23 protein-coding genes are annotated in these 25486 nt (G+C 62.4%); 15 read left to right on the plus strand and 8 right to left on the minus strand.

Annotation, left to right across the window (positions count from 1 at the left end; all coding sequences use genetic code 11):
* Positions 1 to 11 precede the first annotated feature (11 nt).
* The 9 genes from KW838_RS03735 (at position 12) to KW838_RS03775 (ending at position 8792) form a co-directional block, all read left to right on the plus strand.
* Positions 12 to 1013: a polysaccharide deacetylase family protein gene (locus KW838_RS03735; RefSeq protein WP_218500435.1), complete on the plus strand. Its 1002-nt coding sequence runs from the start codon at positions 12 to 14 to the stop codon at positions 1011 to 1013.
* Positions 1010 to 2314 (plus strand): lipopolysaccharide biosynthesis protein, encoded by a 1305-nt coding sequence (locus KW838_RS03740; RefSeq protein ID WP_218500436.1) that lies wholly within the window; start codon positions 1010 to 1012, stop codon positions 2312 to 2314. Before KW838_RS03735 ends, KW838_RS03740 begins: the two co-directional genes overlap by 4 nt.
* Positions 2311 to 4230 carry a hypothetical protein gene (locus tag KW838_RS03745; RefSeq protein ID WP_218500437.1) on the plus strand — a complete coding sequence of 640 codons (1920 nt, stop codon included), beginning with the start codon at positions 2311 to 2313 and terminating at the stop codon, positions 4228 to 4230. The genes KW838_RS03740 and KW838_RS03745 overlap by 4 nt, the downstream gene beginning before the upstream one ends.
* 87 nt (positions 4231 to 4317) lie before the next feature.
* Complete coding sequence (locus KW838_RS03750) at positions 4318 to 5007, plus strand: N-acetyltransferase (protein ID WP_102701419.1); 690 nt, start codon at positions 4318 to 4320, stop codon at positions 5005 to 5007.
* 4 nt (positions 5008 to 5011) lie between these two features.
* Positions 5012 to 6223 (plus strand): GNAT family N-acetyltransferase, encoded by a 1212-nt coding sequence (locus KW838_RS03755; protein WP_218500438.1) that lies wholly within the window; start codon positions 5012 to 5014, stop codon positions 6221 to 6223.
* On the plus strand, positions 6195 to 6989 hold the full coding sequence (locus tag KW838_RS03760; protein ID WP_218500439.1) for a ChbG/HpnK family deacetylase: 795 nt from the start codon (positions 6195 to 6197) through the stop codon (positions 6987 to 6989). The genes KW838_RS03755 and KW838_RS03760 overlap by 29 nt, the downstream gene beginning before the upstream one ends.
* Before the next feature lie 305 nt (positions 6990 to 7294).
* On the plus strand, positions 7295 to 7990 hold the full coding sequence (locus tag KW838_RS03765; RefSeq protein WP_218500440.1) for an N-acetyltransferase: 696 nt from the start codon (positions 7295 to 7297) through the stop codon (positions 7988 to 7990).
* A 197-nt stretch (positions 7991 to 8187) separates the two neighbouring features.
* Complete coding sequence (locus tag KW838_RS03770; protein ID WP_218500441.1) at positions 8188 to 8481, plus strand: type II toxin-antitoxin system RelE/ParE family toxin; 294 nt, start codon at positions 8188 to 8190, stop codon at positions 8479 to 8481.
* 2 nt (positions 8482 to 8483) lie between these two features.
* A complete protein-coding gene (locus KW838_RS03775) occupies positions 8484 to 8792 on the plus strand; it encodes an addiction module antidote protein (RefSeq protein ID WP_218500442.1) in 309 nt (102 codons plus the stop codon).
* Positions 8793 to 8806: 14 nt separating this feature from the next.
* On the opposite strand, the gene KW838_RS03780 is transcribed toward KW838_RS03775, so the two are convergent.
* Complete coding sequence (locus KW838_RS03780) at positions 8807 to 9619, minus strand: bifunctional 2-polyprenyl-6-hydroxyphenol methylase/3-demethylubiquinol 3-O-methyltransferase UbiG (RefSeq protein WP_218500443.1); 813 nt, start codon at positions 9617 to 9619, stop codon at positions 8807 to 8809.
* Positions 9620 to 9791: 172 nt separating this feature from the next.
* Here KW838_RS03780 and KW838_RS03785 point away from each other — a divergent pair, with 172 nt between their 5' ends.
* The gene (locus KW838_RS03785; protein WP_218500444.1) at positions 9792 to 10172 is read left to right on the plus strand and encodes a hypothetical protein; all 381 of its coding nucleotides are present in this window, start codon (positions 9792 to 9794) and stop codon (positions 10170 to 10172) included.
* Here the strand turns inward: KW838_RS03785 and KW838_RS03790 are convergent, their stop codons facing one another.
* The 5 genes from KW838_RS03790 to KW838_RS03810 all read right to left on the minus strand — a co-directional run bounded on the left by KW838_RS03790 (position 10173) and on the right by KW838_RS03810 (position 16159).
* Entirely contained in the window at positions 10173 to 11606 is a 1434-nt protein-coding gene (locus KW838_RS03790) for a sigma-54 dependent transcriptional regulator (RefSeq protein ID WP_102701425.1), read from the minus strand.
* On the minus strand, positions 11575 to 13068 hold the full coding sequence (locus KW838_RS03795; protein ID WP_218500445.1) for a sensor histidine kinase: 1494 nt from the start codon (positions 13066 to 13068) through the stop codon (positions 11575 to 11577). The genes KW838_RS03790 and KW838_RS03795 overlap by 32 nt, the downstream gene beginning before the upstream one ends.
* Before the next feature lie 103 nt (positions 13069 to 13171).
* A complete protein-coding gene (locus tag KW838_RS03800) occupies positions 13172 to 14284 on the minus strand; it encodes an SCO family protein (protein WP_173900841.1) in 1113 nt (370 codons plus the stop codon).
* Positions 14285 to 14307: 23 nt separating this feature from the next.
* Positions 14308 to 14529: a hypothetical protein gene (locus KW838_RS03805; protein WP_218500446.1), complete on the minus strand. Its 222-nt coding sequence runs from the start codon at positions 14527 to 14529 to the stop codon at positions 14308 to 14310.
* 184 nt (positions 14530 to 14713) lie between these two features.
* Positions 14714 to 16159 carry a HAMP domain-containing sensor histidine kinase gene (locus KW838_RS03810; RefSeq protein ID WP_218500447.1) on the minus strand — a complete coding sequence of 482 codons (1446 nt, stop codon included), beginning with the start codon at positions 16157 to 16159 and terminating at the stop codon, positions 14714 to 14716.
* Positions 16160 to 16435: 276 nt separating this feature from the next.
* Here KW838_RS03810 and KW838_RS03815 point away from each other — a divergent pair, with 276 nt between their 5' ends.
* Genes KW838_RS03815 through KW838_RS03830 form a run of 4 tightly spaced genes read left to right on the plus strand, consistent with a single transcriptional unit; the run spans position 16436 to position 22070 of the window.
* The gene (locus KW838_RS03815) at positions 16436 to 17782 is read left to right on the plus strand and encodes a hypothetical protein (protein ID WP_218500448.1); all 1347 of its coding nucleotides are present in this window, start codon (positions 16436 to 16438) and stop codon (positions 17780 to 17782) included.
* 35 nt (positions 17783 to 17817) lie between these two features.
* Positions 17818 to 20067 carry an Ig-like domain-containing protein gene (locus KW838_RS03820; protein WP_218500449.1) on the plus strand — a complete coding sequence of 750 codons (2250 nt, stop codon included), beginning with the start codon at positions 17818 to 17820 and terminating at the stop codon, positions 20065 to 20067.
* A gap of 60 nt (positions 20068 to 20127) precedes the next feature.
* Complete coding sequence (locus KW838_RS03825) at positions 20128 to 20589, plus strand: curlin (RefSeq protein ID WP_102701431.1); 462 nt, start codon at positions 20128 to 20130, stop codon at positions 20587 to 20589.
* A 29-nt stretch (positions 20590 to 20618) separates the two neighbouring features.
* Positions 20619 to 22070 carry a curlin gene (locus tag KW838_RS03830; protein ID WP_218500450.1) on the plus strand — a complete coding sequence of 484 codons (1452 nt, stop codon included), beginning with the start codon at positions 20619 to 20621 and terminating at the stop codon, positions 22068 to 22070.
* Between the two features lie 249 nt (positions 22071 to 22319).
* Here KW838_RS03830 and KW838_RS03835 read toward each other — a convergent pair whose 3' ends face one another.
* Together KW838_RS03835 and KW838_RS03840 are read right to left on the minus strand one after the other, a co-directional pair.
* The gene (locus KW838_RS03835; RefSeq protein ID WP_218500451.1) at positions 22320 to 23726 is read right to left on the minus strand and encodes an FAD/NAD(P)-binding protein; all 1407 of its coding nucleotides are present in this window, start codon (positions 23724 to 23726) and stop codon (positions 22320 to 22322) included.
* Positions 23727 to 23740: 14 nt separating this feature from the next.
* On the minus strand, positions 23741 to 24304 hold the full coding sequence (locus KW838_RS03840) for a helix-turn-helix domain-containing protein (protein WP_102701434.1): 564 nt from the start codon (positions 24302 to 24304) through the stop codon (positions 23741 to 23743).
* Between the two features lie 84 nt (positions 24305 to 24388).
* Between KW838_RS03840 and KW838_RS03845 the strand changes: the two genes are divergently transcribed.
* Positions 24389 to 25324, plus strand: coding sequence for a DMT family transporter (locus KW838_RS03845; protein WP_256358708.1), 936 nt, complete (start codon positions 24389 to 24391; stop codon positions 25322 to 25324).
* Positions 25325 to 25486: the final 162 nt, after the last annotated feature.

Genomic DNA, 25486 nt, shown 5'->3' on the forward strand with positions numbered 1-25486 from the left:
AGATGCGTGCCATGGCGATCAAGCAATTGTTAAAACGCACCAGTGGCTGGCTGTACCTCAATTCCCCGGTCGGGCGCAATCAACTGCACGGCGCCGGGGTGATCCTGATGCTGCACCGGGTGCTGGCCAGCGACCGGGCCGCCGCACTGCCCCATCGCAATGAACTGTGCGTCGGGCCAAAGGCGTTTGAACACCTGCTGCTGTGGTTGAAAAAACACTTCGACTGCGTGCCGCTGATGGACATTCTGCAACCCGGCACGCCGCGCTCGGAGCGGCCGAAAGTGGCGCTGACCTTCGATGACGGCTGGCGCGACAACGCAGTGAATGCCTTCCCGTTGCTGCGGGAATACCAGGTGCCGGCGAGCATTTTCCTGTCCACCGATTTCATCGGCAGCCGCCAGCGGTTCTGGTGGGAAAGCATCGGCGAAACCCTGTGGAACAGCCATGGCGAACAGGCACGCCGGCACCTGATCGAACGCTTGCAACTCGCGGGCCGTCCGTTGCCGACACTGTGCGATGACCCGGACGAGCAGCGCCGCAGCCTGGCGTTGCTGAATTTCCTGCAGAGCCTGAAGACCCTGTCGCCACCGGACCTCAATCGCCTGACCGACGACTGCCCGCAGGAGTCGTTGCCCCAGGCGCTGGACTGGCAGCAGGTGCGTACGCTCGAAGCGTCCGGCCTGGTGCGCTTCGGCCCCCACGGTGCCAGCCACGCGATCCTCACCGGTCTCGACGATCAACGCCTGGACGAAGAACTGCGCCGCAGTCGCGACGCGCTGCTGATCGGTTGCAACCGGCCGCTGCCGGTCTATTGCTACCCCAATGGCGACAACGATGCGCGGGTGCGCCAACAGGTGGCCAGGCATGACTTCCCGTTTGCCCTGGGCACCGGCACCGGCATTTATCGAGGGACCGAAGATCCGCTGGCCCTGCCGCGCTTCGGCGTCAGCCAGCGTACCGCGTGCAATCCCGAGTTGCTGTCCTGGCGCATCTACCGTGGGGCACGTCCATGAGCCGCAGCCACTACCTCAAGCATCTGGCCCTGAGCATGGGCACCAAACTGGCGATGATCGCCTTGCGCTTGCTGCGCAACGTGCTGCTGGCGCGGATTCTCGGCCCCAGCGAACGCGGCCTGTTTGCCTTGCTCAGCACCCTGCCCGACCTGATCAGCGCGGCCACCAGCGGCGGCTTGAACTCCGCGGTGGGTTATCAGGCGGCCAAGCAGCGACCGATGGGATTGCTGCTCAGCCAGGTGCTGGTGTTCGGTTGCCTGCTGGCGGCGTTGCTGACCCTGCTGGTGGTGGCGCTGACCCGCGAGTTCGGCAGTGAACTGGACATCACCACGCAATTGGGCCTGCTCGCCTGGCTGTTGCTGCTGGCGGTGCCGCTGACGGTGCTCAAAAGCGGTTTGCTGACCTTGCACAACGCCTCGGGCGGCGTAGTCGCCTTCAATGCCTTGCGCCTGATCGAGTCGCTGGTGCCGCTGTTGCTGTTCCTCGCCTTGTTCTGGATGTGGCAAAGCGCGGCGCTGGAAGCGGCGCTGATCAGTTGGCTGGCGGGCATCAGCCTGGTGGTGCTGGTCGGTTGGGTGTGGCTCAAGCGCAACCAGCCACTGACCCTGCAATGGGACCGCGCCAGCCAGAACGAACTGCTGCGCTACAGCGCCCGCAGCCATCCGGACCTGCTGTTCCAGCAAGTGATCCTGCGCTCCGACTACCTGTTCATCGGCGCCCTGCTCGGCAGCACCGCGCTGGGTCACTACGCCATGGCCAGCGCCGCCGCCGAGTTGCTGTTGATCGTCCCGGAAGCGGTGACCACGCCGCTGATGAAACGCCTGCTGCAACAGGAAGACGGCATCGACAAAGTCACGCCGCTGGCCTTGCGCCTGACGGCCACGGTGATGCTCGGCGCCTGCCTGAGCATGGCGCTGATCGGTGAATGGCTGATCGTCACGCTGTTCGGCGTGGCCTACCAACCGGCCTATCCGGCATTGCTCGCCCTGCTGCCGGGCCTGCTCGGGCTGTGCTACGCGAGCATCCTGCGCCTGGACTTGCTGGGCAAGAATCGCCCGGGTTCGATTTCGTTGTTGATGGGCCTCGGTGCCCTGCTCAACCTGGCGCTGAACCTGGTGCTGATCCCGGCCTACGGCATCGTCGGTGCGGCGGCGGCCTCGTCCATCGCCTACCTGGCGGTGACGGTCGCCCTGCTGGTGATGTATTGCCGCCTGAGCCAGGTGCCGCTCTGGCAAACCCTGATCATCCTGCCCAGCGATATCGCGCCGATGCTGCTGGTGCTGCAACGGAAGTCGGCATGAAGTATTTCGCGCTGCTGGTGAGCCTTGGCCTGAGCGTCGACGTCTACGCCGGGCCGATGCGCTGGGCCGATATCCGCGACGGCAGCCTGTACCTGCAAACGGATCGCCCCGACACCCTGAGCGTGCAATGGGTGGCGGCGTGGCAGGCCGGGGCCAACGAAGAACATCTGTATCTGCTCGATGGCCAGGGCAAGCTTGCGGGCGAACGAGCGATTGCCGCCGCCGAGACCCAGGGCAGCCAGCGCTGGCCACTGGCACCGGGTGCCAGCAGTTATCGCCTGGAGATTCCGGGCTACAGCTTCCGCCGCTACCGCGTGGAACACGATGAGCGCACGGTGGCGCTGTTCGCTCCGGCCAAGGTGCATTTCAGCGCGGAAACCCGTGACGGCGACGAGCTGTATTTCAAGGTCGCGGCCGGCGAACACGCCGTCCTCGCCGGCAAGTTCCACGATGGCGTCCAAGCCCTGCAAGCCCAGCGCGTGGGCGACGGCAAGCAACTGACGTTGACCCTCAAGCCCTACCGCGCCTATTGGCAATTCGACAAGGCCGAACTGCCGGTCGCCGACAGCGACCAGGTCTGGCGCCTGCGCCTGCAAGGCAGCGGCAAGGCGGCGTTCTGGCTCGATGGCACGGCCAATCTGTTCGCACAGAATCCGCAACAGCTCAAGCCGCTGCGCGAGGACAATGGCCGGACCCGGTTGACCCTGCACAAGGAGCTGCTCGGCAACACGCCGAACCTGGGCATCGCCCTGCCCTACGTGATGCCACCGCCCGCCAGCTTTGCCGTGCTCGATGCGCTAAAACCGCAGGCGGCGACTTACTACAGCCTCGTCGACATCATGGCCACGCGGCCGAACTACGAAGACGCGTTCCGTCGCCTGTACCAGGAGCGGTTCGGCATCACCCAGGACATCACCCTGTTGGCCGGCAGCCAGCGCCAAGCCGAACTGCGCGCCGACAGCACCAGCCATGGCGGCCTCGAGGCCTGGCTGGCCGCGACCCGTGCCCTGGGCGGCAAGGGCACGCACTACATCGGTTTTGCCGACGAGCCGAACCTCAATTACCCGGACTACGCCAGTTTCCAGACCCAGTTCAACAGCATGGCCCGGCAGGTTCGCGGCAACCCCGACAACGCCAGGGCCGGCGTGCGCATCGCCATTCCGGCCAGCTCGCGTTTTATCAACGGGCCGTTGTCCGACCACGCCAGCGAGCGGCGTGGCATCGATTGGGCCCGGCGCTTGCTCAAGGACAACGGCGAGCAGATTGACGCCCTGGCCTGGCACGAATGGATGATCCGCGACCTGCTCGCGACCCGCGTCTACCGCGACAGCGTGCGCCGTGCCGCCGAACTGGTGGGGCTCGACGCCCAGGGTCGGCCGCGCAAGGCCTTGTTGCTCGACCAGACCAACATGTCCAGCGGTGCCAGCCTCAGCCCTTACGATCAGGAAACCCACTACGCCTCGCTGTGGTGGGCTTCGGTGGTGATCAACGCGTCCCAGGACGGCCTGCTCGACATGCTCGGCTGGTTCCAGGCCGCGGACGAACCCGAGTACCCCAAGGGCATGCTGCGGGTGCTCGGCGATGATCATTTCGAACTCAAACCCGTCGGCCTGGCCCAGCAGTTCATCCGGCAACACTGGCTGCACCAGGTGGTGCGCCTGGACAACGATGCCTTCGAAGTCGATGCGCTGGCCATGGCCGACGACCTCAACCGCACGCTGCTGGGGGTGAACAAGGGCACGCGTTTGCAGCGTGTCGACCTCAACGGTGTGGCCTGCCCGCTGGGCAAGGGCGCCCTGCGTTACTTCGGTGCCGACAATCGCAGCCGCGACGCGCCCTTCAACTGCCGGGACGGTCGCGTGAGCTTCGAGCTGCCCGGGCAAACCCTGTTCGCCCTCAGCTGGATCGCCTCATGACCGCCCCGCTTGTGCTTGGCCGTGTCGGCATTTCGCCGCGCGCAGGAATCACTCCACTCACGGGCAATCCCGTCAGGAGCCAACAACATGAGTGCAATGCACAAACTCAGCGAACACATCAAGCAAAGAGGCCTGAGCGCCACCCTGAAAAAAATCTGGAAGCACTTCGTGTTTTCCCACCAGGAACTGCTGTGGATGGAACGTGACCTGGTCAGCCCGGTGCCACCGCACAAACTCAAGGCCTACCCGCCGCTGCGGGTCGTCAGCATCACCCCGGAGAACGCCGTGGCCTTCACCCGTCACTTTGGCGACCGGGTCGAGACCATGGCCGAACTGGCCCGCGAGGGTTACACCGGGCAAATGCACCTGGACGACAAGGGTGACGCGGTGGCGTTCATCTGGGGGGCCGCCCGCGACTATCACGATAAGCACTACTACGGTTGCTGGTTCCCGGTGAAGCCAGGGGAGTTCTTCGAGTTCGGTGGCGAACTGACCAGGGCTTACTGGGGTACCCGGCTGTCGATGGACCTGCAAACCGAGCTGTGGAAAGCCATGCACGCCCAAGGCTGCAACAAGGTGGTGGACGTGTGCGAGTGGCACAACATCCCCGCACTCAAGCTGCATATACGCACCGGCTACAACGAACAGGGACGGATCATGAACGTCTACGAACTGTTTGGCCGCTGGCGCTTCTTCCGCGAAACACGCTACACCGGCTCGCGCCTGGAAACCTTGCGCAAACCGGCGCGTGAACCTGCCACCGCCGAGGCGACGTGATCCCATGACGCTACGATTCGAATGGCACACTTCGCTGTGCACCCACGACTTTCCCGCTGCGGCTTACGAAGCGTTGCGCCAGCGCGTGACGGACCACACGCCGTTCAACACCCTGGCCTGGCTATGCGCATCGGAACAGGCACTCAAACCCGGCGAGCAGTTGCACGTGCTGCTCGGCTGGCAGGGTGACGAACTGGCGCTGTGCCTGCCGCTGGTGGCGTCCGTGGAGCGCTTTGCGCGTGTGCCATTTCGGGTCCTGCATCATTTGGGCTATCCCCTCGCCGACCGCCTCGCGCTGCTGACCTGGCTGGACGGCGACGCTTTAGGCAAGGCGCTGACGCAGATCCGCCAGCGCCTGCCCCATTCCCTGCTGCAATTGAACGAACTGGCCGGTGCCACGGCCCAGGCCCTGGCACCGTGGCAGGCGCTGAGCTCGACCGCCGAACAACGCCTGAGCTGTCGGGTGCCGGTGCACCTGATCAGCGAGGCCGACCATCAGGAAGTCTCCGGCGATCCGCGCTACAAACTGCGCCGCGCACGCAAACGCATCGCCGCCTGTGGCGCCCGGGTGCGGCGGATTACCCCCGACGCGTTGACCATGGGGCCGCTGTTGCAGGAGATCGCTGAAGTCGAAGCCGTGAGTTGGAAAGGCGATGAAGGGGTCGGGATCTTTTCCGATGCACGCCATCGCCAGTGGATGGACCGCGCCTTCACTGCACTGGCCGCCCGCGGCCTGGTGCGCGTGGTGGTGCTGGAGCTTGAGGGGCGCTGCATCAGCTATCGCCTCGGTTTGCTGGAACAGGGTCGGCTGTACGACTACAACCTGGCGTTCCTGCCGCAATATGCCGACCTGGGCAGCGGTCGGGTGCTGCTCGAAGAGTGGATTCGCTGGGGCCTGGAAGACCACTGGCAGTGGATCGATGCGTCACGGGTCAGCCTGGAAAACTCCAGCCATCAACTGCACGAACGCATGACCGGGCAACTGGAACACTGGCGCTGGAGTTTTTACTCCTGGCGCCCGGGCGGTCTGGTGCTGGGGCTGGCCTTACGGGTCTGGCAACGCTTCAAACCCCGATTACAGCAATGGCGCGCCCGGCGTGCAGCGGCTGCAGTCGCCACCCCGGCGCCCGTCGCGACACCGGCTGTCAAAACACCTGTGCCTACGGAAAAACCCAAGGAGGCTGAACATGCCCCGGCAAGTGATAGTCAACGCTGACGACTTCGGCCTCAGCGCCTGCGAAAACGCGGTGATCCTCGGCGCGTTCCAGGCCGGGCTCATCAGTTCCGCCACCGCCATGGCCAACATGCCGGCGTTCGAAGCGGCCTGCGTCCTGGCCCGGCACCCGTTGCTCGAAGGCCGCATCGGCCTGCACTTCAACCTGACCTACGGCCGTCCGTTGAGCCAGAGCATTGTGCAGCGCCCGACCTTTTGCGACGGCGCCGGCGTGTTCGACCTCAACCTGCGCCGCACCCGCCTCTGGCTCGGGCGCCGGGATCGTCACGCCGTGCTCGAAGAACTCGAAGCCCAGTGGCAACGCTGCCTGGACAACGGCTTGCGCCCCAGTCACCTGGACTCCCATCAACACGTGCACAACATCTGGCCGATCGGCGAGATCGTCGCGCGCTTCGCCGCCCGCCAGGGAGTGCCCGTGCGTCTGGCGCGCAACCTGGGACAAAACCTCAGCCTGCCCAAGCGCGTGTTCAAGGACCTGCTCAACCGTCGCCTGAGCCACCTGGCCGGCACCACCGCCAACTATGTGTGCACCCCGGTGGATCTGCGCAACGCCGCGCTGCCGCCCGACGGACTACTGGAAATCGTCGCCCACCCGAACCGCCTCGGCGCCGACTTCGGCGATGCCTACCTGGAACCGGGAGAGTCCTTGAGTGCGTTGCTGGAACAGCGTTTGCCGGGGGTGCCGCGGGTGGCCTATACCGCCGCTGGCGAGGCTGCGCCCCACCGCGCGCAGGTGGTTCTCGAATAAACCGCAATCCCCTGTGGGAGCGGGCTTGCTCGCGAAGAGGCCTGAACATTCAACCTCTTTGTTGACTGAACCACCGCTATCGCGAGCAGGCTCGCTCCCACAGGTAGTACAGCTTTCAATCGGCTGTTTTCCTCCCGAATACGTCCGGGACGAGCAGCTTTTTGACGCCTGAAAACTGTGTCAAGACTGATACATAACTTGAAATACATTGATGGCAAAGACATGGCCATGCACTTGCCACGGGTGATCTATACCCATCAATACCTTCACCACACACCACCAATCCTCGGTTAAAGGAGGGCTTCATGAGCGTACTCGACAAGCTTCACGAACACATCAAGCGCAAGGGCCTGGGTCGCACGTTCAGTACGCTGTGGAAGCGCTATGTGTTCTTCCATTGGGAGTTGCTGTGGATGGAGCGCGACCTGGTCAGCCCGGTACCGCCGCACAAGCTGAGGCCCTATTCTCCCGTCCGCCAGGTGACCATCACCCCGGAGAATGCCACGGCGTTTGCCAAGCACTTCGGCGACCGTGTCGGGACCATGGCCGAGCTCGCCGCCGAAGGTCATACCGGACATATGTACCTGGATGACGAAGGCCATGCGATCGGCTTCATCTGGGGCAGCACCCGGGATTATTTCGACCGTCACTATTACGGCTGCTGGTTCCCGGTCAAGGAAGGCGAATTCTTCGAATTCGGCGGCGAAATGACCCGCGCCTACTTCGGCACCCGCCTGTCCGTGGATGTCCAGGTGGCCCTCTGGGATGCCATGGCGCTGCAAGGCTGCAACAAGGTGGTGGACGTTTGCGAGACCCACAACATCCCGGCGCTGAAACTGCACATCCGCATGGGCTATCAGGAACAGGGCCGCGTCACCCACGTCTACGGCCTGTTCGGCCGCTGGCGCTTCTTCCGCGAAACCCGCTACAGCGGCTCACGCCTGGATCCGCTACGCAAACCGGGGCGGCCGGTGGTGACACAGGCGCAGGCGCAGGCTTGATCACGGGGTTATCCGCTTAACCGTGTTGCCCCCTTCGCGAGCAAGCCCGCTCCCACATTTGATCTGTGTCGTTCACAAATCCGGTGTGGGAGCGGGCTTGCTCGCGAAGGAGTCGCCTACATCTTCCTCAGAAAAAAACCACCTGATCGCGGAAATGTCTGACTGCTCATCTGTATCCATTTGGATACATTCGAGCAATGAATTATCTTGTCCAGCAAACCACTACTTTCGCAGCATGGCACGCCTCAATTCGCGATTTGCGGGCCAAGCTAGCTATCGCTCGTCGCATTGACCGAGCATCTGCGGGTAATCTCGGCGATAACAAATCAGTCGGTGATGGCGTTTCTGAAATGCGCGTGGACGTGGGTGCCGGATACCGGGTTTACTTCACGATGCGAGGCGGTGTCGTCATTGTCTTGCTGGCCGGGGGTGACAAGTCATCTCAAACCGCCGATATCAAACGCGCAAAAAAAATGGCAAAGGAGGTTTGACCATGAGCCAGACTTTGACGAATTTCGACATGGCGGCGCTGCTCGACAGTGATGAAGCCATTTGCGAGTACCTGTCTCAGGTACTGGCAGACGGTGACAACGAGGAGTTTCTTCGCGCTATCGGCTATGTGGTGAAAGCCCGTGGCATGACACAGATTGCCAAAGACTCGGGAATGGGTCGCGAAAGCCTCTACAAAGCCTTCGCGCCCGGAGCAAAACCACGTTTCGATACGGTCCTGAAGGTCATTCATGCCCTGGGCATAGATCTCTGCGCGCAACCAGGGCACACGGTCAATCACTCAAATCTCTGATTTGATTCTGCGCGTTATGTCGCTGACTTCACCACCACCCAGGTAAAACACAACGGCAACTGCGCCACCTGCTGCTGATAGCGGTCATACAGTTCTTCGCGGTTGGAGTGCGGGTATTCCTTGAAGTGACGGATCTGCAGCCCTGCGGCAATGGCGGCGCCGAAGAGGTCGCCCAGGGTGTGGACGAACCAGTAGGACGGCGCGGCCGGCTGTTCGATCTTGCCCTCGTAGACGATCGGTTCGTGCTGCACGAACGGTTCGCGACGGAAGTATGAACTGGCCGGGCGAAAAGGATCGGCGGCCTCGGGGTCGAACATTTCCAGGAACGGGTGGGTTTCGTACACCACCAGCGCGCCCCCCGGTTTCAGCGTACGCGCCACATGGCGGAAGAATTCGCCGATGTCCGGCATCCAGTTCAAGACCCCGATGGTGATCAGCGCCAGGTCGAATCGCTCCTGCAGTTGTGCAGGCAAGTGGTGAATGTCCGCTTCGATGAATTGCGGCGCATGGGGCGAGCGGGAAGCCAGTTCCCGTGCCTGCTCGAGAAATGCGTCGGACTGGTCGACGCCCACCACGCTGCGCGCGCCCAGGGCGAACAGCGACAGGCTTTCGCGGCCGTTGTTGCAGCCCAGTTGCAGCACCTCCTTGCCGTCGACACCGGTCTGGGCCAGCAACGCGGTCAGGGTGTCATCCAGGCAGGAAAAATCCGCCTGTTCCACACCCTTCAACAAGGCTTGCCATTCGCTGGAGTCTTTGTGGTGACGGGCGGAGTCATTCCAGGCCTCGCGGTTGCTGGCGATGACTTGTTCTTTTGTCGGCAGTTCCATTGCACGCTCCAGGGTTCGGGTCGTCGAATTGACCGGCCGGAGTCTAGATCAACATGTTCCTGACAGGTGTTGCGAACTTGTAATCCGCGCAACACCGACGGCGGCTCTCGGCGCCAGCTATAGTTAATGACCTTGGGGGAAATGTGGTTAAACCGATTTAGCAGGTGTTGCCATGAAAAAGACCGACCTGACGCTTCTCTTCGCCTTCTGCCTGAGCCTGTCCGCTGCAGCCCACGCCGACGACTTTCCAAACACCACGGACTACAGCAGTGAATTCAACTATTACGGCGCCGACCAACCCTTCGCCCACCCCTCACCACCGTCCATGAACATCATCCCGCCGGGCTCATACATCCCGACCGCGCCCGGGGATTTCATTCCGGTTTCAAGCGAGCATGTGTTTACCGACTCGCGCCTGCCAACCGTGGCTGATGCGACGGTCCGGGTGTTTATCCGCTCCTACGATCCTGAGCGTGGCGTCTACGTGAACCAGGAAGTCGAGAATCCCGGTTGCTTGATGTCCTGCCTGAGACAGGGCCCGGTGTTGCAATGATTACCACTGGCGTTTGTCCGGGCGGGCGAGGCCGAGCTTTTCGATCCGGTAGCGCAACATGTCACGGCTAAGACCCAGCAGGCGTGCCGACTTGGTGACGTTCCAGTCAGTCTTGTCGAGCATCTTGCGCACCATGTCGCGCTCCACTTCCGGCAGGTTCATGGATTCGCCGCCGTTGTAGGACGGACGCTGTTCGCTGAAATGTTGCGGCTCGTGGTGAAACATCGGTGGCTCATCCACCAGACTCAGGCAGACGTTCAATTGATGGGCAGCGATGGTGTCGCTTTGCGCCAGCAACACCGTTTGCTCGAGCATGTTGCGCAATTCGCGTACGTTGCCTGGCCAGCTGTAGCTGAGCAGCAACTCTTCGGCCTGGTTGCTGAAATACAGGTTCGGCTTGCCGTAGCGTTTGCCATGCAGCCCCAGGAAGTGCCGGGCCAGTAGCAGGATATCGGCGCCACGGGCGTACAGGCGCGGCACCTTGATTGAAATGATGCGCAGGCGGAAAAACAGATCGCGGCGGAACTTGCCTTGCTGGACCATCTGTTCGAGATTGCAGTTGGTGGCGCTGATCACCCGCAGATCGACCTTGCGCTCCTTCACCGAACCGACCCGGCGAATGGTCCGGTCTTCCAACAGCTTGAGAAGCTTGGCTTGCAACAGCAGGTCCATTTCACCGATTTCATCGAGGAACAGCGTGCCGCCATCAGCCGCTTCCACCAGCCCCATGCGACGGTCCTTGGCGTCGGTGAAGGCGCCCTTCTCGTGGCCGAACAGCTCTGATTCCACCAGGTTGGACGGGATCGAAGCGCAGTTGAATTCTATGAACGGGCCTTTGCTGCGCGGGCCGTCGAAGTGCAGTGCCCGGGCCACCAGTTCCTTGCCGGTACCGGTCTCGCCTTCCACCAGGACCGGCGGCAGATCGCTGTTGGCCATCCGCCGTTCGGCGTCGAGCAACTGGCTGATGGTGCCCTTGAGATACACCATCGGTGCCGACTCGCCAATCAGTGCCTGCACCCCCGACTTCTGGGCTTCACGCTCCTGATAAAAGGACAGCGTGCGCTCCATGCGGTCGGTCGCCAAGGCCTTGTCGAGCAGCAGCTTGAGTTCCGGCAGGGCCACCGGTTTGGTGACGTAGTGAAAGGCGCCCTCCTTCATTGCCACCACGGCGTCTTCGACGTTGCCATAACCGGTCATCATGATCACTTTCAGATCCGGCGCGCTGATGCGCAGCTTCTGGATCAGGTCGTGACCACTCATGCCCGGCAACGAGTTGTCGGTCAGTACCACGTCAGGTGCGAAAGAACCCAACTGCTCCAGTGCATCTTCAGCCGAGTGGCAGACGGTCACCTCGAAGTCCTTGCGCTCCAGGTAAGTCTGAATATTCTCGGCGAGGATCTCGTCATCCTCGACCAGCAGAATGCTGTGCTCCATATACCCCTCCCGTTGCCACTTTGAAATTGAGACAAACGCGGGTTCCTTCCTGCTCCCGGCTGGTCAGTTCGACCGAGCCGTCAAAACGCTCCATTATTCTTTTGACCAGGGCCAGGCCCACGCCCAATCCACCTTGTTTGGTGGTGAAAAACGGCTTGAAGACCATTTGTTGTTGTTGTTTGGACATCCCCTTGCCGGTGTCGGTCAGGATCATGCTCAAGTAGCCGGGCACCGTGGAGTCGATCTCGATCGTCAGCATGCCCTCCTTGGGCATGGCTTCCAGTGCGTTAGCAAACAGGCTATTGAGTATTTGCGTCAGTAGCACCTGGTGGCTGACGACCGGTGGCACGCTGGCGGGCGCGAAACGCACTTCGACGTTCGAGCGCTTGATCAGGGACTCAAAGGCACTCAGGGTGTCTTCGATGGCGAGCACCAGGTCGACCGTTTCAAAGTCGTCATTCATCGGCCGCAACGACACCAGCAACTCCCGGACCCAACGCGACATGCGGTCGACCTGATTGATGATATCGCCAATGTTTTTCTGGGCCGGCTGGCTGGCGATGTGCTGGGCCAGTTCGGCGCTGGAGCGGATGTTGGCCAGTGGGTTGCGCAAGCTGTGGGCGACCGCCGAGGACATTTCCCCCAGGGCGACAAAGGTTTCGTTGGCGATCAGCTGTTTTTGCTGGCTTTGCAACAGTATCGCCGCACGCCGCACGATCCAGAACAACCCCAGGTAGATCGCCGCCCCGCCAATCAGGGTTGCCAGCCAGATCGCCTTGAAGCCACGCTGGATGCGTCCCACCAGGTCCACCGGTTCCTTGTAGATCTCCACCATGGCAATCACTTTGCTTTTGTCGGCGTTGAACATCGGGATGTAGTTCTCGACGAACAGGTATTCCGGTTCATGCAGCAGGCGCTGCTCGGGACGCTCTTCATCGATCTCGTGGTAGCTGGTGGACACCGGCGATTTCATTTCGAAGGATTCATCCAGTTCATCGTCGTCCTCGATGCGCACGCCGATCAACTCGGGGTTGGTCGACCAGACCACGGTGCGGTCCTGGGCATACACCGTCGCCAGCAGGATGTCCGGCAGATGCTCCACATGATCGAGAAACTCGGCACGTGCGGCGGCCCGGGATTCGGGACGGACGTCGGCATAGGCATGGTCCAGTCGCGGGTCGAGCATTTCGCCCATGGTTCTGCCCGGCGAAATTCCGGCGTGACGGATTTCGGCCTCGCCAATGGCCTGGATGAACTGCGCGGTCAGCATCGAATCGCGCTCGATGCTTTCATCGACCACGAAGCGCGTGGAGATGTAGCCCAGCCCCAGCGCCACCACGGCAATGATGAAAAAACTGGCCAGGGAGAACCAGCGCAGCAAGTTGAATTGAGGCAGCCAGCCCTTGCGCGAAGCTGCCGGGGCCTGCGGCGCAGGTACTTTTTGTTGTTCCAGTATCTGCATGGGGTCTGTCCTGAGTCCTTGAAAACCAGCCTTTCCAGCCCTGTATCAAGTCAGTGTAGGTAACATTGATAGCAATTGACTGGCCCACATAACTATTTTGACGCTATTGCACCGGGGGCATCTCCGGTTGTTCGACGGCGTGATGATGTTCCGGCTCTTCGTTACCGCTGACCAAGGGCGCCACCGGTGGATGCTGACGGTCGGTTTCTTCCTGCAGGAAGTCGATGATGGACTGGGCGGACTTCTGGTCCAGCCGCAGGTTGGGCATCGAAATCCGGTTGTAGCGTTCGAACAGCTCTGTCGCAATCGGGTCCTTTTCCGCCAGCATGCGATCCGGTTCGCGGATCCAGCGGTTGAGCCAGGCAGGATCGCGCTTACGGGTCACGCCGATCAGGTCCGGGCCGATGCTGTGCACACCGATGCCCTGCCCGTCCAGTGGGCCGAGGCTGTGGCAAGACGCGCAGCGGGTGCGGAACAGCTCTTCGCCATTGCTTGGCGGACGGATTTCCGGCGCATCGACGTAGCTTTCTTCGACACTGGGCTGCTTCCAGTTCTGCAGGGTGTTGGCCAGTTGGTCGGCCAGGATCCACGGATTTTCGAACGGCGAGGCTTTCATCCAGCGGCCCGTTTCCTGGTTGCCGACGATCAGGCTCAGGTTGTGGTCCTTGTTGCGGCCGTTATCGATGCCTTCGATGAACAGGCCCAGTTTCTGCCGCAGCTCGGTGACGTCGGCGAATTCCCCGGTGAGGAATTTCCACCCGGGCCCGACCTGGAAGCGTTGCGCATAGGCCTTGAGCACCTCGGGGGTGTCGCTCAAGGGGTCGATGCTGATGGAGTAGAAGAAGATGTCCTTGCCAACCCTGTCTCCCAGCAGTTTCTGCACCTGACGCAGACGCGCGGTTTCCAGGGGACAGGAGTCGCTGCAGGTGGTGAAGATGAAATTGATCACCACCACCTTGCCTTTGATCATGTCATCGAAAAAACGCAGTTGCCGACCGTCCTGGTCGGTCAGCAGGGTGTTGGGGAAATAGTCGCGACCCCACGGGGTGGCGTCTTCAACGACAGCGGATTCGGGAGCGACTGCGGGAGCCGGTGTGGGCGTCGACAATGGCTGGCTGGCGACCAGCAACTGGCTGGCCAGCAAACCGGTCACCAGCATCAGCACCAGGTGCATGCCCAAAGCGCGTGAGCGCGGTGAATGCGTCTGCATGTTCATGTCGACACCCTCCCTGTTCAAGTTCAGGACCGAAGCCGTTGCGATTGAGGAAGGTTGGCAGTGCGGCGCAACGGGCCATTGGCCGTCGGTGGAAACGGCAAGGGCGCCGTTGGCGTGGTGGGGTAGTCAAAACGGGCCTGCACTGCAGGCGGCAGAGCGTTTTCCACCCGCGCGGTGTTGCGTGAGCCTTTGACCCCGTCAGGCAAATCGAAGGATTCTTCGCTGCACTGCGCTTTTTTTTCCATCGCCAGCCGCCTCGATGTCGTGAAGGGGGTGATGGTGGTCTTGCAAGGATCTCGCCAGTTCTGTAACTGCTGTCTGCAAAATCATTAACACTCGATAAAACAATGGTTTATCGACATCAATGCACTACGTCCGTGGAAATGACTGGGGGTTTGACCCGTTAACGGGGACAGTTCGTCCCCATTATCAGGGGGCCAGATTAAACGACAGGCGAACAGTGGTGCCCTCGCCTTCACGGCTATCGAGAGTCACTACCCCGCCAAAACGCTCCATGATCCGCTTGACCAGCACCAGCCCGACGCCCAGCCCGCCCTGCTTGGTGGTGAAGAACGGCCGGAAGGCCATGGTGCACTGTTCTTCGCTCATGCCTTTGCCGGTATCGCTGACCGTCACGCTGACACGCTCGGCTTCGCGAGGCTCGATCCGGATGGTCAGCGTTCCGCCGCTGTCCATGGCTTCCACCGCGTTGGACAGCAGGCTGTTGAGGATCTGGGTCAGTTGCACGTGCTGGCTCAGGACCATGGGCGTCTGGTCCGGCTCGAACACCACGTTGACCCTGGCCTTGCCGATCTGCTGCTCGTAAGCCAGCAGGCTATCGTGCAGTGCAGCCACCAGGTTCACCGGTTCCGCCTCGTCATTGAGCGGTCGCAGGGACTGGAGCAACTCCCGTACCCAATTCGACATGCGATCGACCTGACCGATGATGTCGCTGATGTTCCGGTGTGCCGGGCCGTCGTCGAACTCCATCGCCAGCTCGGCGCTTGAACGGATGTTCGCCAACGGATTGCGCAGACTGTGGGCGACCGCCGAGGACATCTCCCCCAGCGCGACGAAGGTTTCGTTGGTGATCAACTGCTTCTGCTGCGTCGCCAGCAGGATCGCCGCACGCCGCACGATCCAGTACAGGCCCAGGTAAATCAGCGCGCCGCCCAGGGCGGTCGCCAGCCAGATCAGCACCAGGCCGCGTTCCATGCGGTTGATCAGGTCCTGCGGTTCCTTGTAGATCTCGACCATCGCCGTGACGGTGGTGCCATCGGCGTCGAACAGGGGAATGTAGTTCTCGAGGAAGATGAATTTCGGTGGCACCACGAACTTCTGCTCCATGCGGGATTTGTCCACCTCGTGGTAACTGGTCGACACGGAAGTCTTCGAGTTGAATGCCCGCTCGAGGTCTTCATCGTCATGAATCGTGGTGCCCATCAAGGACGGGTTGGTCGACCAGATCACCATGCGGTCGGGGGCATAGATATTGGCCAGGATCACGTCCGGCAGATTTTCGATATGGTCGAGGAATTCATCACGGGCACTGGCCCGGGCCAGCGGGTCGACGTCGGGAAAGTCCTTGTCTGTTCGTGGGTCGAGCAACTGGCCCATGGTCCGCACGTTGGGAATCGACACATGGCGCACTTCGGCCACGGCGATCGCCTGAACGAACTGTGAGGTCAACAGCGCATCGCGCTGCACGCTTTCGGTAATCACGAACCGCGTGGACACCGCCCCCAGCGCCACCGCCACCGTACCGATCACCGCCATGCTGATCAGCGAAAACCAGCGCAGCAGATCGAACGGCTGCTTGCGCGTTCTCAAGCGGACTTCGCTTTCGGTCGCAAGCACTTTAGCGATTGTGGTCATGGACACGTTCCCGGTAACCCCCCTTAGGTTTATAGCCCACTCAAGGCGGTTTGCCCGGACCCGGGGACTGCGATTCCCCTCTCCCATACGCCCCATTACCCCAATGTTGGGGACAACCGCCCGCTTGAACACTTCCCGGTCTGTCGGCCGCGACTGCGTCAACGCCTTTACTCCGGGCCTCTCCCGGGCGTTTTCGCTGATTGGTATGGAAGTTGCCACCCTCCCTGCCAACTGACCCATCCCCAAGGGGCAGGTACTTCGATAGAGGGAATACTCATGCACCCTTTACTGTGCAAAACCGCGACCGCGCTGGTCGTGACCGCTCTAGCCCAAGGCATCGCCCAGGCAGCGCTGTTTGCCGTAGACCCGGGACCCTACCTGCCAGCCAATGGCAACTTCGCCGCCTGGTATCAGGATGCCCACGGCCGGACCCTTGACCTGTGCCTGTCAAAGGCTGTCAGTTCCAGGGTTCCCAGCGCGCCTGGCGCCCCGACTTACATGTGCTCGTTGATCCCTAACCCCGGGATTTTCGATGACACCCAACCGTTGGTCTTCCCGACCAACTTCCCCGACGAAGCGTTCTGGGCGACCGGCGAAACGACCATCGTCGACGCCGCCCGAGGCATCGACCTGACCTATGTCTCGGCGCTCGAAGCGGCCTTCAGCGGTGGTGATCCGCTGGAGGGCGATCAGATCAGCTTCGCCCGTATCCGTATCCGCGTCGACGTGCCCGTCGCCGGCACCTATGTCATCACCCACCCCTACGGCGTCGACGTATTCAATATCGACACCCCCGGCCGGCGGGCGATCAACATGACCCGGGACATCGGCATCGGCGCGCCAAAAACCTATGACGGCGCGCTCAAGGGTGACGTCGGACCCTTCCTGCGCAGCGTCAACGGCCCCTACACCGAGACCAACCCGACCACGGGCCAGGCGGAAAAATTCGTCGGCGATCCGAACCTCAACGAAGCCGTCACCGGCAGCCCGTTCAACACCAACTACGTGCGCATCGAAGGCCCCAATGGCCTGGACTTGCGCACCACCCTCTTTGCCGTATCCGGCAAGTTGTCGACGGTGGTCCGGCCGACCCCGGTGATCGCCGAACGCAGCACCTACTCGCGACATGCCGGTGCCAGTGCACCGGTGGCCCAGCAGGATGTGTTCGTGATGGCCCCGCCGCCACCGGCCAGCGTGACCCTGACCAGCAACAACCCGGTCCTGAACTTCTCCGAAGCGAACACCACCGGCCACTGGTATGCGCAGTCGCCGACCAATCCGGCCCTGCCGAGCACCTTGCAGGTGACCGCCGACAACCACCTGGCCATCCCCAGCAGCACGCCGACCGTCTTGCCCATGCCGCTGACCGACCTGGTGACCATCTCACGTGCCGAGTACAGCCTGAGCACCGGGCAAATCAGCATCACCGCCTCGACCAGCGACGAAACGTCGCCACCGGTGCTCACCGCTACCACCGGCACCGGTCTTGCCATCGGCGCCCTGAGTGGCGACGGCGCCGTGAAAAGCCTGGCCACCGGCATCACGCCGGTTCCGCCAGCCCAGGTTCGCGTGACGTCAGCCAATGGCGGCAGCGATACCGAAGAAGTGGTCATCGTGCAATGAACGCTCACATGCCCAGATCCTCATCAGGAGGCATCATGAACAAATGGCCACGCCTGGCGGTCAACGCCCTGGGACTGACTCTATCGCTGTCCGGCAGTGCTTTCGCGCAACTCGCCGCCGTCGATCCCGGCCCCTACACCTTTGCCACCGGGAAATTCCCGATCTGGTATCAGGACAACAATCAGCTGTCGATGGAGCTGTGCCAGTCCCGTGCCGTCAGCACACGGGTCGCTGCCAGTGTGCCACCGGCCTACATGTGCACCCTGCTGCCGACACCCGGCATTTTCGATGACACCCAGCCGATGGTGTTCCCGGATAACTGGCCGGACGAAGCCTTCTGGTACCTGGCCGAGACCAGCATCCCCAACAACGCCGCCGGCTATGGCATGGACGCTTATGTCGCAGGGATCGAGGCTGCCTTTGCTGGCGGCAATCCGGTCGATGGCGACCAGATCAGCTTCGCGCGGATTCGCATGCGGATAAATATTCCCACTGCCGGGACCTACACCATTACCCACCCCTATGGTGTGGAAACGGTCAACGTCACCACCCCTGGCCGTCGAGCGATCAACATCACCCGGGACGTCGGCATCGGTGCGCCAGGGGTATTCACCGGTGCGGTCAACGGTGCGCTCGGGCCGTTCCTGCGCAGCGTCAACGGCCCCTACACCGCAGTGAATCCGGACACCGGCGCCATCGAAACCTTCATCGGCGACCCGAACCTCACCGAGGCCGTGACCGGCAGCCCCAACAACACCAACTTCGTACGCATCCAGGGCCCGGCCGGGACCATCCAGACCAACCTCTTCACCGTGGCCGGCAAGGTGCTCGACAGCCGCGCGCAAACCGCGGTGGACATGAGCCGTGCCACCTACCGGCGCACCGCCGGCACGGGGGGCAACAACACCCGGGTCGAAGTGTTCGCCAAAGCCGCCAATGGTTCGACCCTGTGCTTTCGCGAAAGCATCGCCCTGGTGCCCGGCCCACCACCGACGCCTTGCCAGACCAACATGGTGAGCGATAACAACGGCACGTTCTTCGCCCAGCATCTGCTGGCCAACGGCACTGTGCCGCCGGTCGTGGTGGTGACCGCCACCAACCCGGCCGGCACCACCCGCCCGACCGCGGTGTCGAGCAAGCTCTCGGACGTGGTGAAAATCCAGACCGCTCGCTATAGCTGGAGCAACCACAGCCTGCTGATCGAGGCCACCTCCACCGACGAAGTGGTGGTACCGGACATGGTCGCCCAGGGTTACGGACGGCTGTCGAAAACCGGCACCCTGCAACGCCTGACGGTGGCCGACCTGGCTCAACCACCGGCAACCGTCACGGTGAAATCCGCCGCCGGTGGCAGTGACACCGAGCCGGTTGTCGTCGTCGGCACTGCACCGGACACCGGCGCTAACCAGGCACCGATCTCCGTCGCCGATACCGGCAGCACCAGCTTCGGCGTGCCGATCACCCTCAACCTGCTGGCCAACGACAGGGACCCTGATGGCAACACACCGCTGAGCATTACCGCGCTGACCCCACCGGCCGCCGGCCAGGGCACCGTGGCATTGAGCGGCACCACGGCGGTGGTCTACACCCCTCCCGCCGTGGTCAACGCGCCGCTGACCGCGACCTTCACCTACAAGGCCCAGGACGTCAAAGGCCTGGCCTCGACGACGGCGGCAACCGTGACCATTACCGTGGCGCCTAACCGGCCGCCGGTGGCAGTCGCCGATGCCGTCACGACACTGGGTGTGGCGATCCCGATCAGCGTGCTGGCCAACGACACCGATCCGGAAGGCAACCTGCCGCTGGCCGTCGCCAGCTTCACTCCACCACCGACAGGTCGCGGCACCGTCAGCAGTAACGGCACGGTGCTCACCTACACGCCACCGGCCTCCGTCCCCACGGCCTTCACCACGACCTTCACCTACTTCGCCAGGGACAGCTTCGGCGCCGTGTCGACGACACCGGCCACGGTCACGGTGCAAGTCTCGCCACGGCCTGCTGCGGAAACCTTCGCAGTGACCACCGCAACGGTGAGCGCCCGCTCCAATAACCGCTTCACCTGGGACTTTGCCGGCACCTCATCGGTGACCACCGGCAACACCATCACCGTCAAGGTCACGACCCCTGCCGGGCTGGTCACCCTGGGCACCACCTCCGTACCGCTGAATGGACGCTGGAGGTTGACGGTGAACAACACCACCACGGTGGTTCCGTCGGCGAACCCGACCGCCACAATCACTTCGTCCCAAGGCTCCGTGCGCACGGTGCCGGTGATCGCCAACTGAGCCCGCGCCCCATCAACCGCGCGGGTTGATGGGGCCGGCTTCAACCCTAAGGACAGGCCCATGAAAACTTCGACTGCCGCCCTGCTCTGCCTGCTTCTGCTCTGCGGCAGTGCAGGCGTGCACGCCGACGACTTGATGGAAAACGAGGACCTCGGCCCCGGTGGCGATCTTGGTGAATTGCCACCACCGGCAGGTCAGCACGCGTTGATCGACCAGAACGGCCAGGCCAACGTCGCGATGCTGCAACAGAACGGTCAGTCGTTGCTCGGCAGCATCGTCCAGTCGGGCAGCAATCAGGAGGCGTACATCCTGCAACAAGGAAGCGACTTGATGGCAATGATCAATCAACAAGGGTCCGGTAACGATGCCTCGATTACCCAGACAGGCAGCCACAACCGCGCCCGGATCTCGCAAAACGGCAATGACAACAGCGCCAGCATCGACCAGGCCGGCACGGGGCTGCAAAGCGCCGTGAACCAGTCCGGGAACGGCATGAGCGTTTCGGTCAAACAATATCGCTAAAGCACTGCACCCGATATGGAGATTCAATCATGTTCAAATTGACGCCCCTCACCGCCGCGATCCTCGTCATGGCCAGTGCCCAGGCCATGGCTGAAGACAGCGTTTCCAACCAGTTTCAGGACGGCACCGCCAACATCGCCGACGTGAAGCAGATCGCGGCTCCGCTCAGTAGCGCCAATCAACAGCAACAGGGGCTGGGCAACGATGCCGCGGCGGTGCAGGACACCGCCACCAGCACCATCGACCAGCAACAGTCCGGCCAGTACAACGCCGGTTATGCCGAGCAACTGTACGAAAACGGCAGCACCATCCATCAGCTGCAGTCCGGCACGTACAACAACACCCATGCCAGCCAGTCAATCGGCGTGGGTAGCAGCGAAGCCTTGCAGCAACAGGAAGGTAACGGCAGCTTCTCGCTCATCTACCAGAGCAGCCAGGACGGCGCGTCCGCCAAGACCTTCCAGTTCGGTGACAACAACGAAGCCAACGTCGAACAGACGGAAGTGGGAGTCGACAATAAAGCGACGGTCACCCAGCACGGCAACGAGAACTACGGCACCGCCGAACAGGTGTTGCACAACGGCGCCCGGATGGACATCAACCAGAACGGCGACGGCAACTATGCCTATGGCGACCAGCGCAACGGCCAGGGCGGCAACCTGACCATCAACCAGTACGGCAACGGCAACGGCACCGAAGTCTGGCAAGAGACTCAGGTCACCAGCCAGGCCACCATCAACCAATACGGGAACACCAACGAAACCATCGTCGACCAGAGCTTTGGAGATAACAACGTGGCTTCGGTGTTGCAGGTCGGCAACCTCAACGCCCTCTATGCCGACCAGTACGAATCCGCCAACTCGACCCTGGCGCTCTATCAACAAGGCAACAGCAACGTGCATTTCACCTACCAAAACGGCACAGACCAGGTGCTCAATGTCAACACCACAGGCGACGGCAACAAGGTTTACGCCAGCAACTGGAAAGGCCCGCAGACCGGCGGCCAGTTCGGCACCGGCCAGCGTGCGACCATCAACCAGAATGGCTACGACAACGTCGCCAACTTCACCCAGAACGGCACCGGCCATATCGTCACCACTAACCAGACCGGTACCGGCAACAAAACCACCATCAGCCAGGACAATTTGTATAACGAGCTGTACTTCGACCAGAACGGCACTGACAACATCCTGATCTCCGACCAGCGCGGCGAGACCAACCTGGCCATGGGCAGCACAATGGGCTCGGGCAACAGCACTGAGTTCAATCAGGACGGCAGCAGCAACCGCGCGTACACCCAGCAATTGTCCGGCAGCAGCGACAACATGATCACCGTCAAACAGGCCGACACCATGAACGTGGCGTACGTGACCCAGGGCGGCACCGGCAACATCGCCAACATCGACCAGAGCGGCATGACCCAGACAGCCACCGTGCAACAGTATGGGTCGACCAACCAGGCAACCGTGATGCAGCAGTAATCGGGGGGCTGCGGGGCGGGTTACTTGGAAAAACGGAACACCGCCCGACCTGTAGGAGCGAGCTTGCTCGCGATGGAGGTCAACGATGATGCGGGGAGCCTGACACCCCGCGGTGTTCTCAGGTTTTTCGCGAGCAAGCTCGCTCCTACAGGGTGGGAGAGTGTTTCCCTGTAGGAGCTGCCGAAGGCTGCTCCTACAGAGGGAGTGCGGGGCGTGCAGCGCACGACGCAGTGTGTTGAATGGACAGCCTTAACGCACCAGTCGCTCGGCCAGCGCCTTGGCCTGGCTCGCCACATCAGTGACGGCCGTGCTTTCCCACCACAGGCCGCGCAACGGCGGGCCCATGGCAAACAGACGGCTGGCAGGCAGCCCCTGCGCGTTCAGCACCGCGCCATCGACTTCTGCCGCGATGCCCAGGGCCAACGGCCCCGGCCGCACCAGGCCACGGGCGAGCAGTTGCCGGGGCAACGGTCGCGCGACCCGGCGCCAGTCGTATTCGATACCGCTGGAGTTGATCAGGGCAGCACCGCTGACCACACAGGCCTGCGCCTCGCCGCGTCGTCGAAGGCGGATGCTCACCCCGCCATTGATCGAAGGCTCAAGGCCCTGGTAGGACGCTGCGTGAATACGCAACCGTCCTTCTTTATACAAACGCTCTACCAGTTCGGCACTCAAGGGTGGCGAACGGTGGTGATGGCTTTCCCACCAGGGCCGCACATGCCGCACGAACTGCCGACGCTGCACATCCGTCGCCTGATGCCACAAGCGGCCGATGTGTGCCCGTACCGTGTCCAGTGGCGCCTGCCAATCGATGCCCTGGGCAATGGCGTCCCGGCAGTGTCGACGCAATTCGCGCAGCAACTGGCGAGGCGTGCGGAGGTCCTGATCCTCGGCGAGAAAATCCACCCAGGCCGGTGGCTGGCGGCGCACATGGGGCAGCAGCCCATGGCGGGAAAACACTTCGATCGGCCCGCGATGTCCGGCCTGTTCGAGGGATACCACGGCGTCGACCATGGTCAGGCCCGAGCCGATGATCATGACCGTCGACTGCGGATCGAGCTGCTGCATGGCCGCCACGTCCCACGGATCGAGGGCGGCCGCATTCAAGCCGCTGGATTGGGTTTGTGGCGTGCGCGCGGCGGGGAACATCCCGGTGGCCAGTACCGTAAAAGCGCCCTGCAGGCATCGGCCGTCGCTCAAGGTCAACCGCACGGCGTCTGCATCGGTTTGCAAATCGACCACTTCGGCCTGCACATGCTCGACCGTCGAACCGACCAAGGCACCCACCGCCTGCGCTTCTGCCAGGCGCTGCCGAGCGTACAGGCCGAAGATTCCCCGAGGCGGAAACAATTCGCTGATCGGCACATGCTGCTGGTCCGACTCCGGCCAGCCGCCGCCGGCAATGTAGTCGGTAAGCCATTGGGTCAGGTCGTCGGGGTTGTCCGGGTCGACACTCATGCGCGCCGCGTTGCCGTTGAGCGTATGGCCCAACTCCACCGCGCTGTAGGCTTCGCCCCGCCCCAACTCGGCACGGGGTTCGATCACCAGCACCCGACGCCGACCGGGCAATCGCATCAACTGCGCCGCCAGCATCGCGCCACTGAGACCGCCACCGACAATCAGGACATCGGCGTCATTGTTCAAGGTCTGGCCCATCCTGCTCTCCCTGTTCAGATCACCACATTTCGCACAAACCGCGCCGCTACCGTCCCGTCATTGCGATAACAGTGCGGCTGGTTGCTGGCGAACATGAAGAATTCACCCGCCGCAATATTCTGTGGCCGGTCGCCGAGCATAACGGTCAGGCAACCTTCGAAGACATAAATCTGCTCGCTCCAGCCATCGGCGTCCGGTTCCGAGGGATACACCTCGCCCGGTTGCAGGCACCACTCCCACTGCTCGACTTCGCGACTGGCCTGGGCCTTGGAGAGCAACACGGCCTTGCTGCCGGGAATCGTGCCGGTCCAGGCCAGCTCATTGATACGGCTGGGATCGCGGGCGTCGGGGGCCTGGATCAAATCGCTGAAGGCGACGTCGAGGGCTTCGGCCACGCGGTCGAGGGTGGTCAGGCTGACATTCTTTTCCCCCGCCTCGATCGCCACCAGCATTCGGCGGCTGACACCGGACTTTTCGGCCAGCGCGGTCTGGCTCAGGTCGGCGGCATGACGCAAACGACGAACATTTTGGCTGACGTGCTGGAGGACCGAAGCCCGTTGGGTAGAATCTTTGTGCACTATATTGCTCACTGAGTGGGGTTGGGCAGTATACTGCGCAACATTCGGCGCATTGTGCGTCCCCCTCCAGTAGCGTGCAAGGTCATGACGTCGGTGAATTCCCCAAAGGCTTCCTCCCGTTTCACAAGGTTCAGCAAGGCCGAATGCGTGCTGGTGCTGATCACGATGGTCTGGGGCGGAACCTTCCTGCTGGTTCAGCATGCGATGACCGTCAGCGGCCCGATGTTTTTCGTCGGCCTGCGCTTTGCCGCCGCCGCGAGCATCGTCGCCCTGTTCTCCTGGCGTCACCTGCGCGACCTGAGCCTGTTCGAACTCAAGGCCGGGTCGTTCATCGGCGTGGCGATCATGCTCGGCTACGGCTTGCAGACGGTCGGCCTGCAGAGCATTCCCAGCAGCCAATCGGCATTCATTACCGCTTTGTATGTTCCGTTCGTGCCATTGCTGCAATGGCTGGTGCTGGGGCGGCGTCCGGGGTTGATGCCGAGCATCGGCATCATGCTGGCCTTTACCGGGTTGATGCTGTTGTCCGGGCCGGCCGGTGCGTCGTTCAACTTCAGTCCCGGTGAAATCGCCACCTTGATCAGCGCCGTGGCCATTGCGGCCGAGATCATCCTGATCAGCACCTATGCCGGCCAGGTCGATGTGCGCCGGGTGACGGTGGTGCAACTGGCGGTCACTTCGGCGCTGTCGTTCCTGATGGTGGTGCCGACCAACGAGGCGATTCCGGACTTCTCCTGGCTGCTGCTGTGCAGCGCACTGGGCCTTGGGGCGGCGAGTGCGGCGATTCAGGTGGCGATGAACTGGGCACAGAAAAGCGTGTCTCCGACCCGCGCCACGTTGATCTATGCCGGCGAGCCGGTATGGGCCGGGATTGTCGGGCGCATCGCCGGGGAACGCTTGCCGGCGATTGCCCTGGTCGGGGCCGGGTTGATTGTGGCGGCGGTGATTGTCAGCGAGTTGAAGACCAAGGGTAAGGCGGCTGCGGTCGAAGAAGAACTGGAGCGGGAAACACAGGGTTAAGCCGTAGCCTCTGCTTTGTTTGTTGAATAGCTTTCGCGAGCAGGCTCGCTCCCACAGGGGAAACGCATTCCCACTGTGGGAGCGAGCCTGCTCGCGAAGGCGTCGGCACAGGCGAAACCCTTCTACCGGAAACAATGTGAATCAGGGCTTTTCCGTCTACCG

It is taken from the genome of Pseudomonas sp. PDM27, from assembly GCF_019219205.1.
Taxonomy (GTDB): Bacteria; Pseudomonadota; Gammaproteobacteria; order Pseudomonadales; family Pseudomonadaceae; genus Aquipseudomonas; species Aquipseudomonas laurylsulfatiphila.

Coding starts and splice junctions, on each gene's coding strand:
- KW838_RS03750 (WP_102701419.1), top strand. CDS start 4,318: ATGAGTGCAATGCACAAACTCAGCGAACACATCAAGCAAAGAGGCCTG.
- KW838_RS03835 (WP_218500451.1), bottom strand. CDS start 23,726: ATGGGCCAGACCTTGAACAATGACGCCGATGTCCTGATTGTCGGTGGC.
- KW838_RS03800 (WP_173900841.1), bottom strand. CDS start 14,284: ATGAACATGCAGACGCATTCACCGCGCTCACGCGCTTTGGGCATGCAC.
- KW838_RS03845 (WP_256358708.1), top strand. CDS start 24,389: ATGACGTCGGTGAATTCCCCAAAGGCTTCCTCCCGTTTCACAAGGTTC.
- KW838_RS03825 (WP_102701431.1), top strand. CDS start 20,128: ATGAAAACTTCGACTGCCGCCCTGCTCTGCCTGCTTCTGCTCTGCGGC.
- KW838_RS03760 (WP_218500439.1), top strand. CDS start 6,195: ATGCCCCGGCAAGTGATAGTCAACGCTGACGACTTCGGCCTCAGCGCC.
- KW838_RS03735 (WP_218500435.1), top strand. CDS start 12: ATGGCGATCAAGCAATTGTTAAAACGCACCAGTGGCTGGCTGTACCTC.
- KW838_RS03810 (WP_218500447.1), bottom strand. CDS start 16,159: ATGACCACAATCGCTAAAGTGCTTGCGACCGAAAGCGAAGTCCGCTTG.
- KW838_RS03785 (WP_218500444.1), top strand. CDS start 9,792: ATGAAAAAGACCGACCTGACGCTTCTCTTCGCCTTCTGCCTGAGCCTG.
- KW838_RS03830 (WP_218500450.1), top strand. CDS start 20,619: ATGTTCAAATTGACGCCCCTCACCGCCGCGATCCTCGTCATGGCCAGT.
- KW838_RS03815 (WP_218500448.1), top strand. CDS start 16,436: ATGCACCCTTTACTGTGCAAAACCGCGACCGCGCTGGTCGTGACCGCT.
- KW838_RS03765 (WP_218500440.1), top strand. CDS start 7,295: ATGAGCGTACTCGACAAGCTTCACGAACACATCAAGCGCAAGGGCCTG.
- KW838_RS03775 (WP_218500442.1), top strand. CDS start 8,484: ATGAGCCAGACTTTGACGAATTTCGACATGGCGGCGCTGCTCGACAGT.
- KW838_RS03770 (WP_218500441.1), top strand. CDS start 8,188: ATGAATTATCTTGTCCAGCAAACCACTACTTTCGCAGCATGGCACGCC.
- KW838_RS03745 (WP_218500437.1), top strand. CDS start 2,311: ATGAAGTATTTCGCGCTGCTGGTGAGCCTTGGCCTGAGCGTCGACGTC.
- KW838_RS03740 (WP_218500436.1), top strand. CDS start 1,010: ATGAGCCGCAGCCACTACCTCAAGCATCTGGCCCTGAGCATGGGCACC.
- KW838_RS03820 (WP_218500449.1), top strand. CDS start 17,818: ATGAACAAATGGCCACGCCTGGCGGTCAACGCCCTGGGACTGACTCTA.
- KW838_RS03805 (WP_218500446.1), bottom strand. CDS start 14,529: ATGGAAAAAAAAGCGCAGTGCAGCGAAGAATCCTTCGATTTGCCTGAC.
- KW838_RS03755 (WP_218500438.1), top strand. CDS start 5,012: ATGACGCTACGATTCGAATGGCACACTTCGCTGTGCACCCACGACTTT.
- KW838_RS03780 (WP_218500443.1), bottom strand. CDS start 9,619: ATGGAACTGCCGACAAAAGAACAAGTCATCGCCAGCAACCGCGAGGCC.
- KW838_RS03795 (WP_218500445.1), bottom strand. CDS start 13,068: ATGCAGATACTGGAACAACAAAAAGTACCTGCGCCGCAGGCCCCGGCA.
- KW838_RS03790 (WP_102701425.1), bottom strand. CDS start 11,606: ATGGAGCACAGCATTCTGCTGGTCGAGGATGACGAGATCCTCGCCGAG.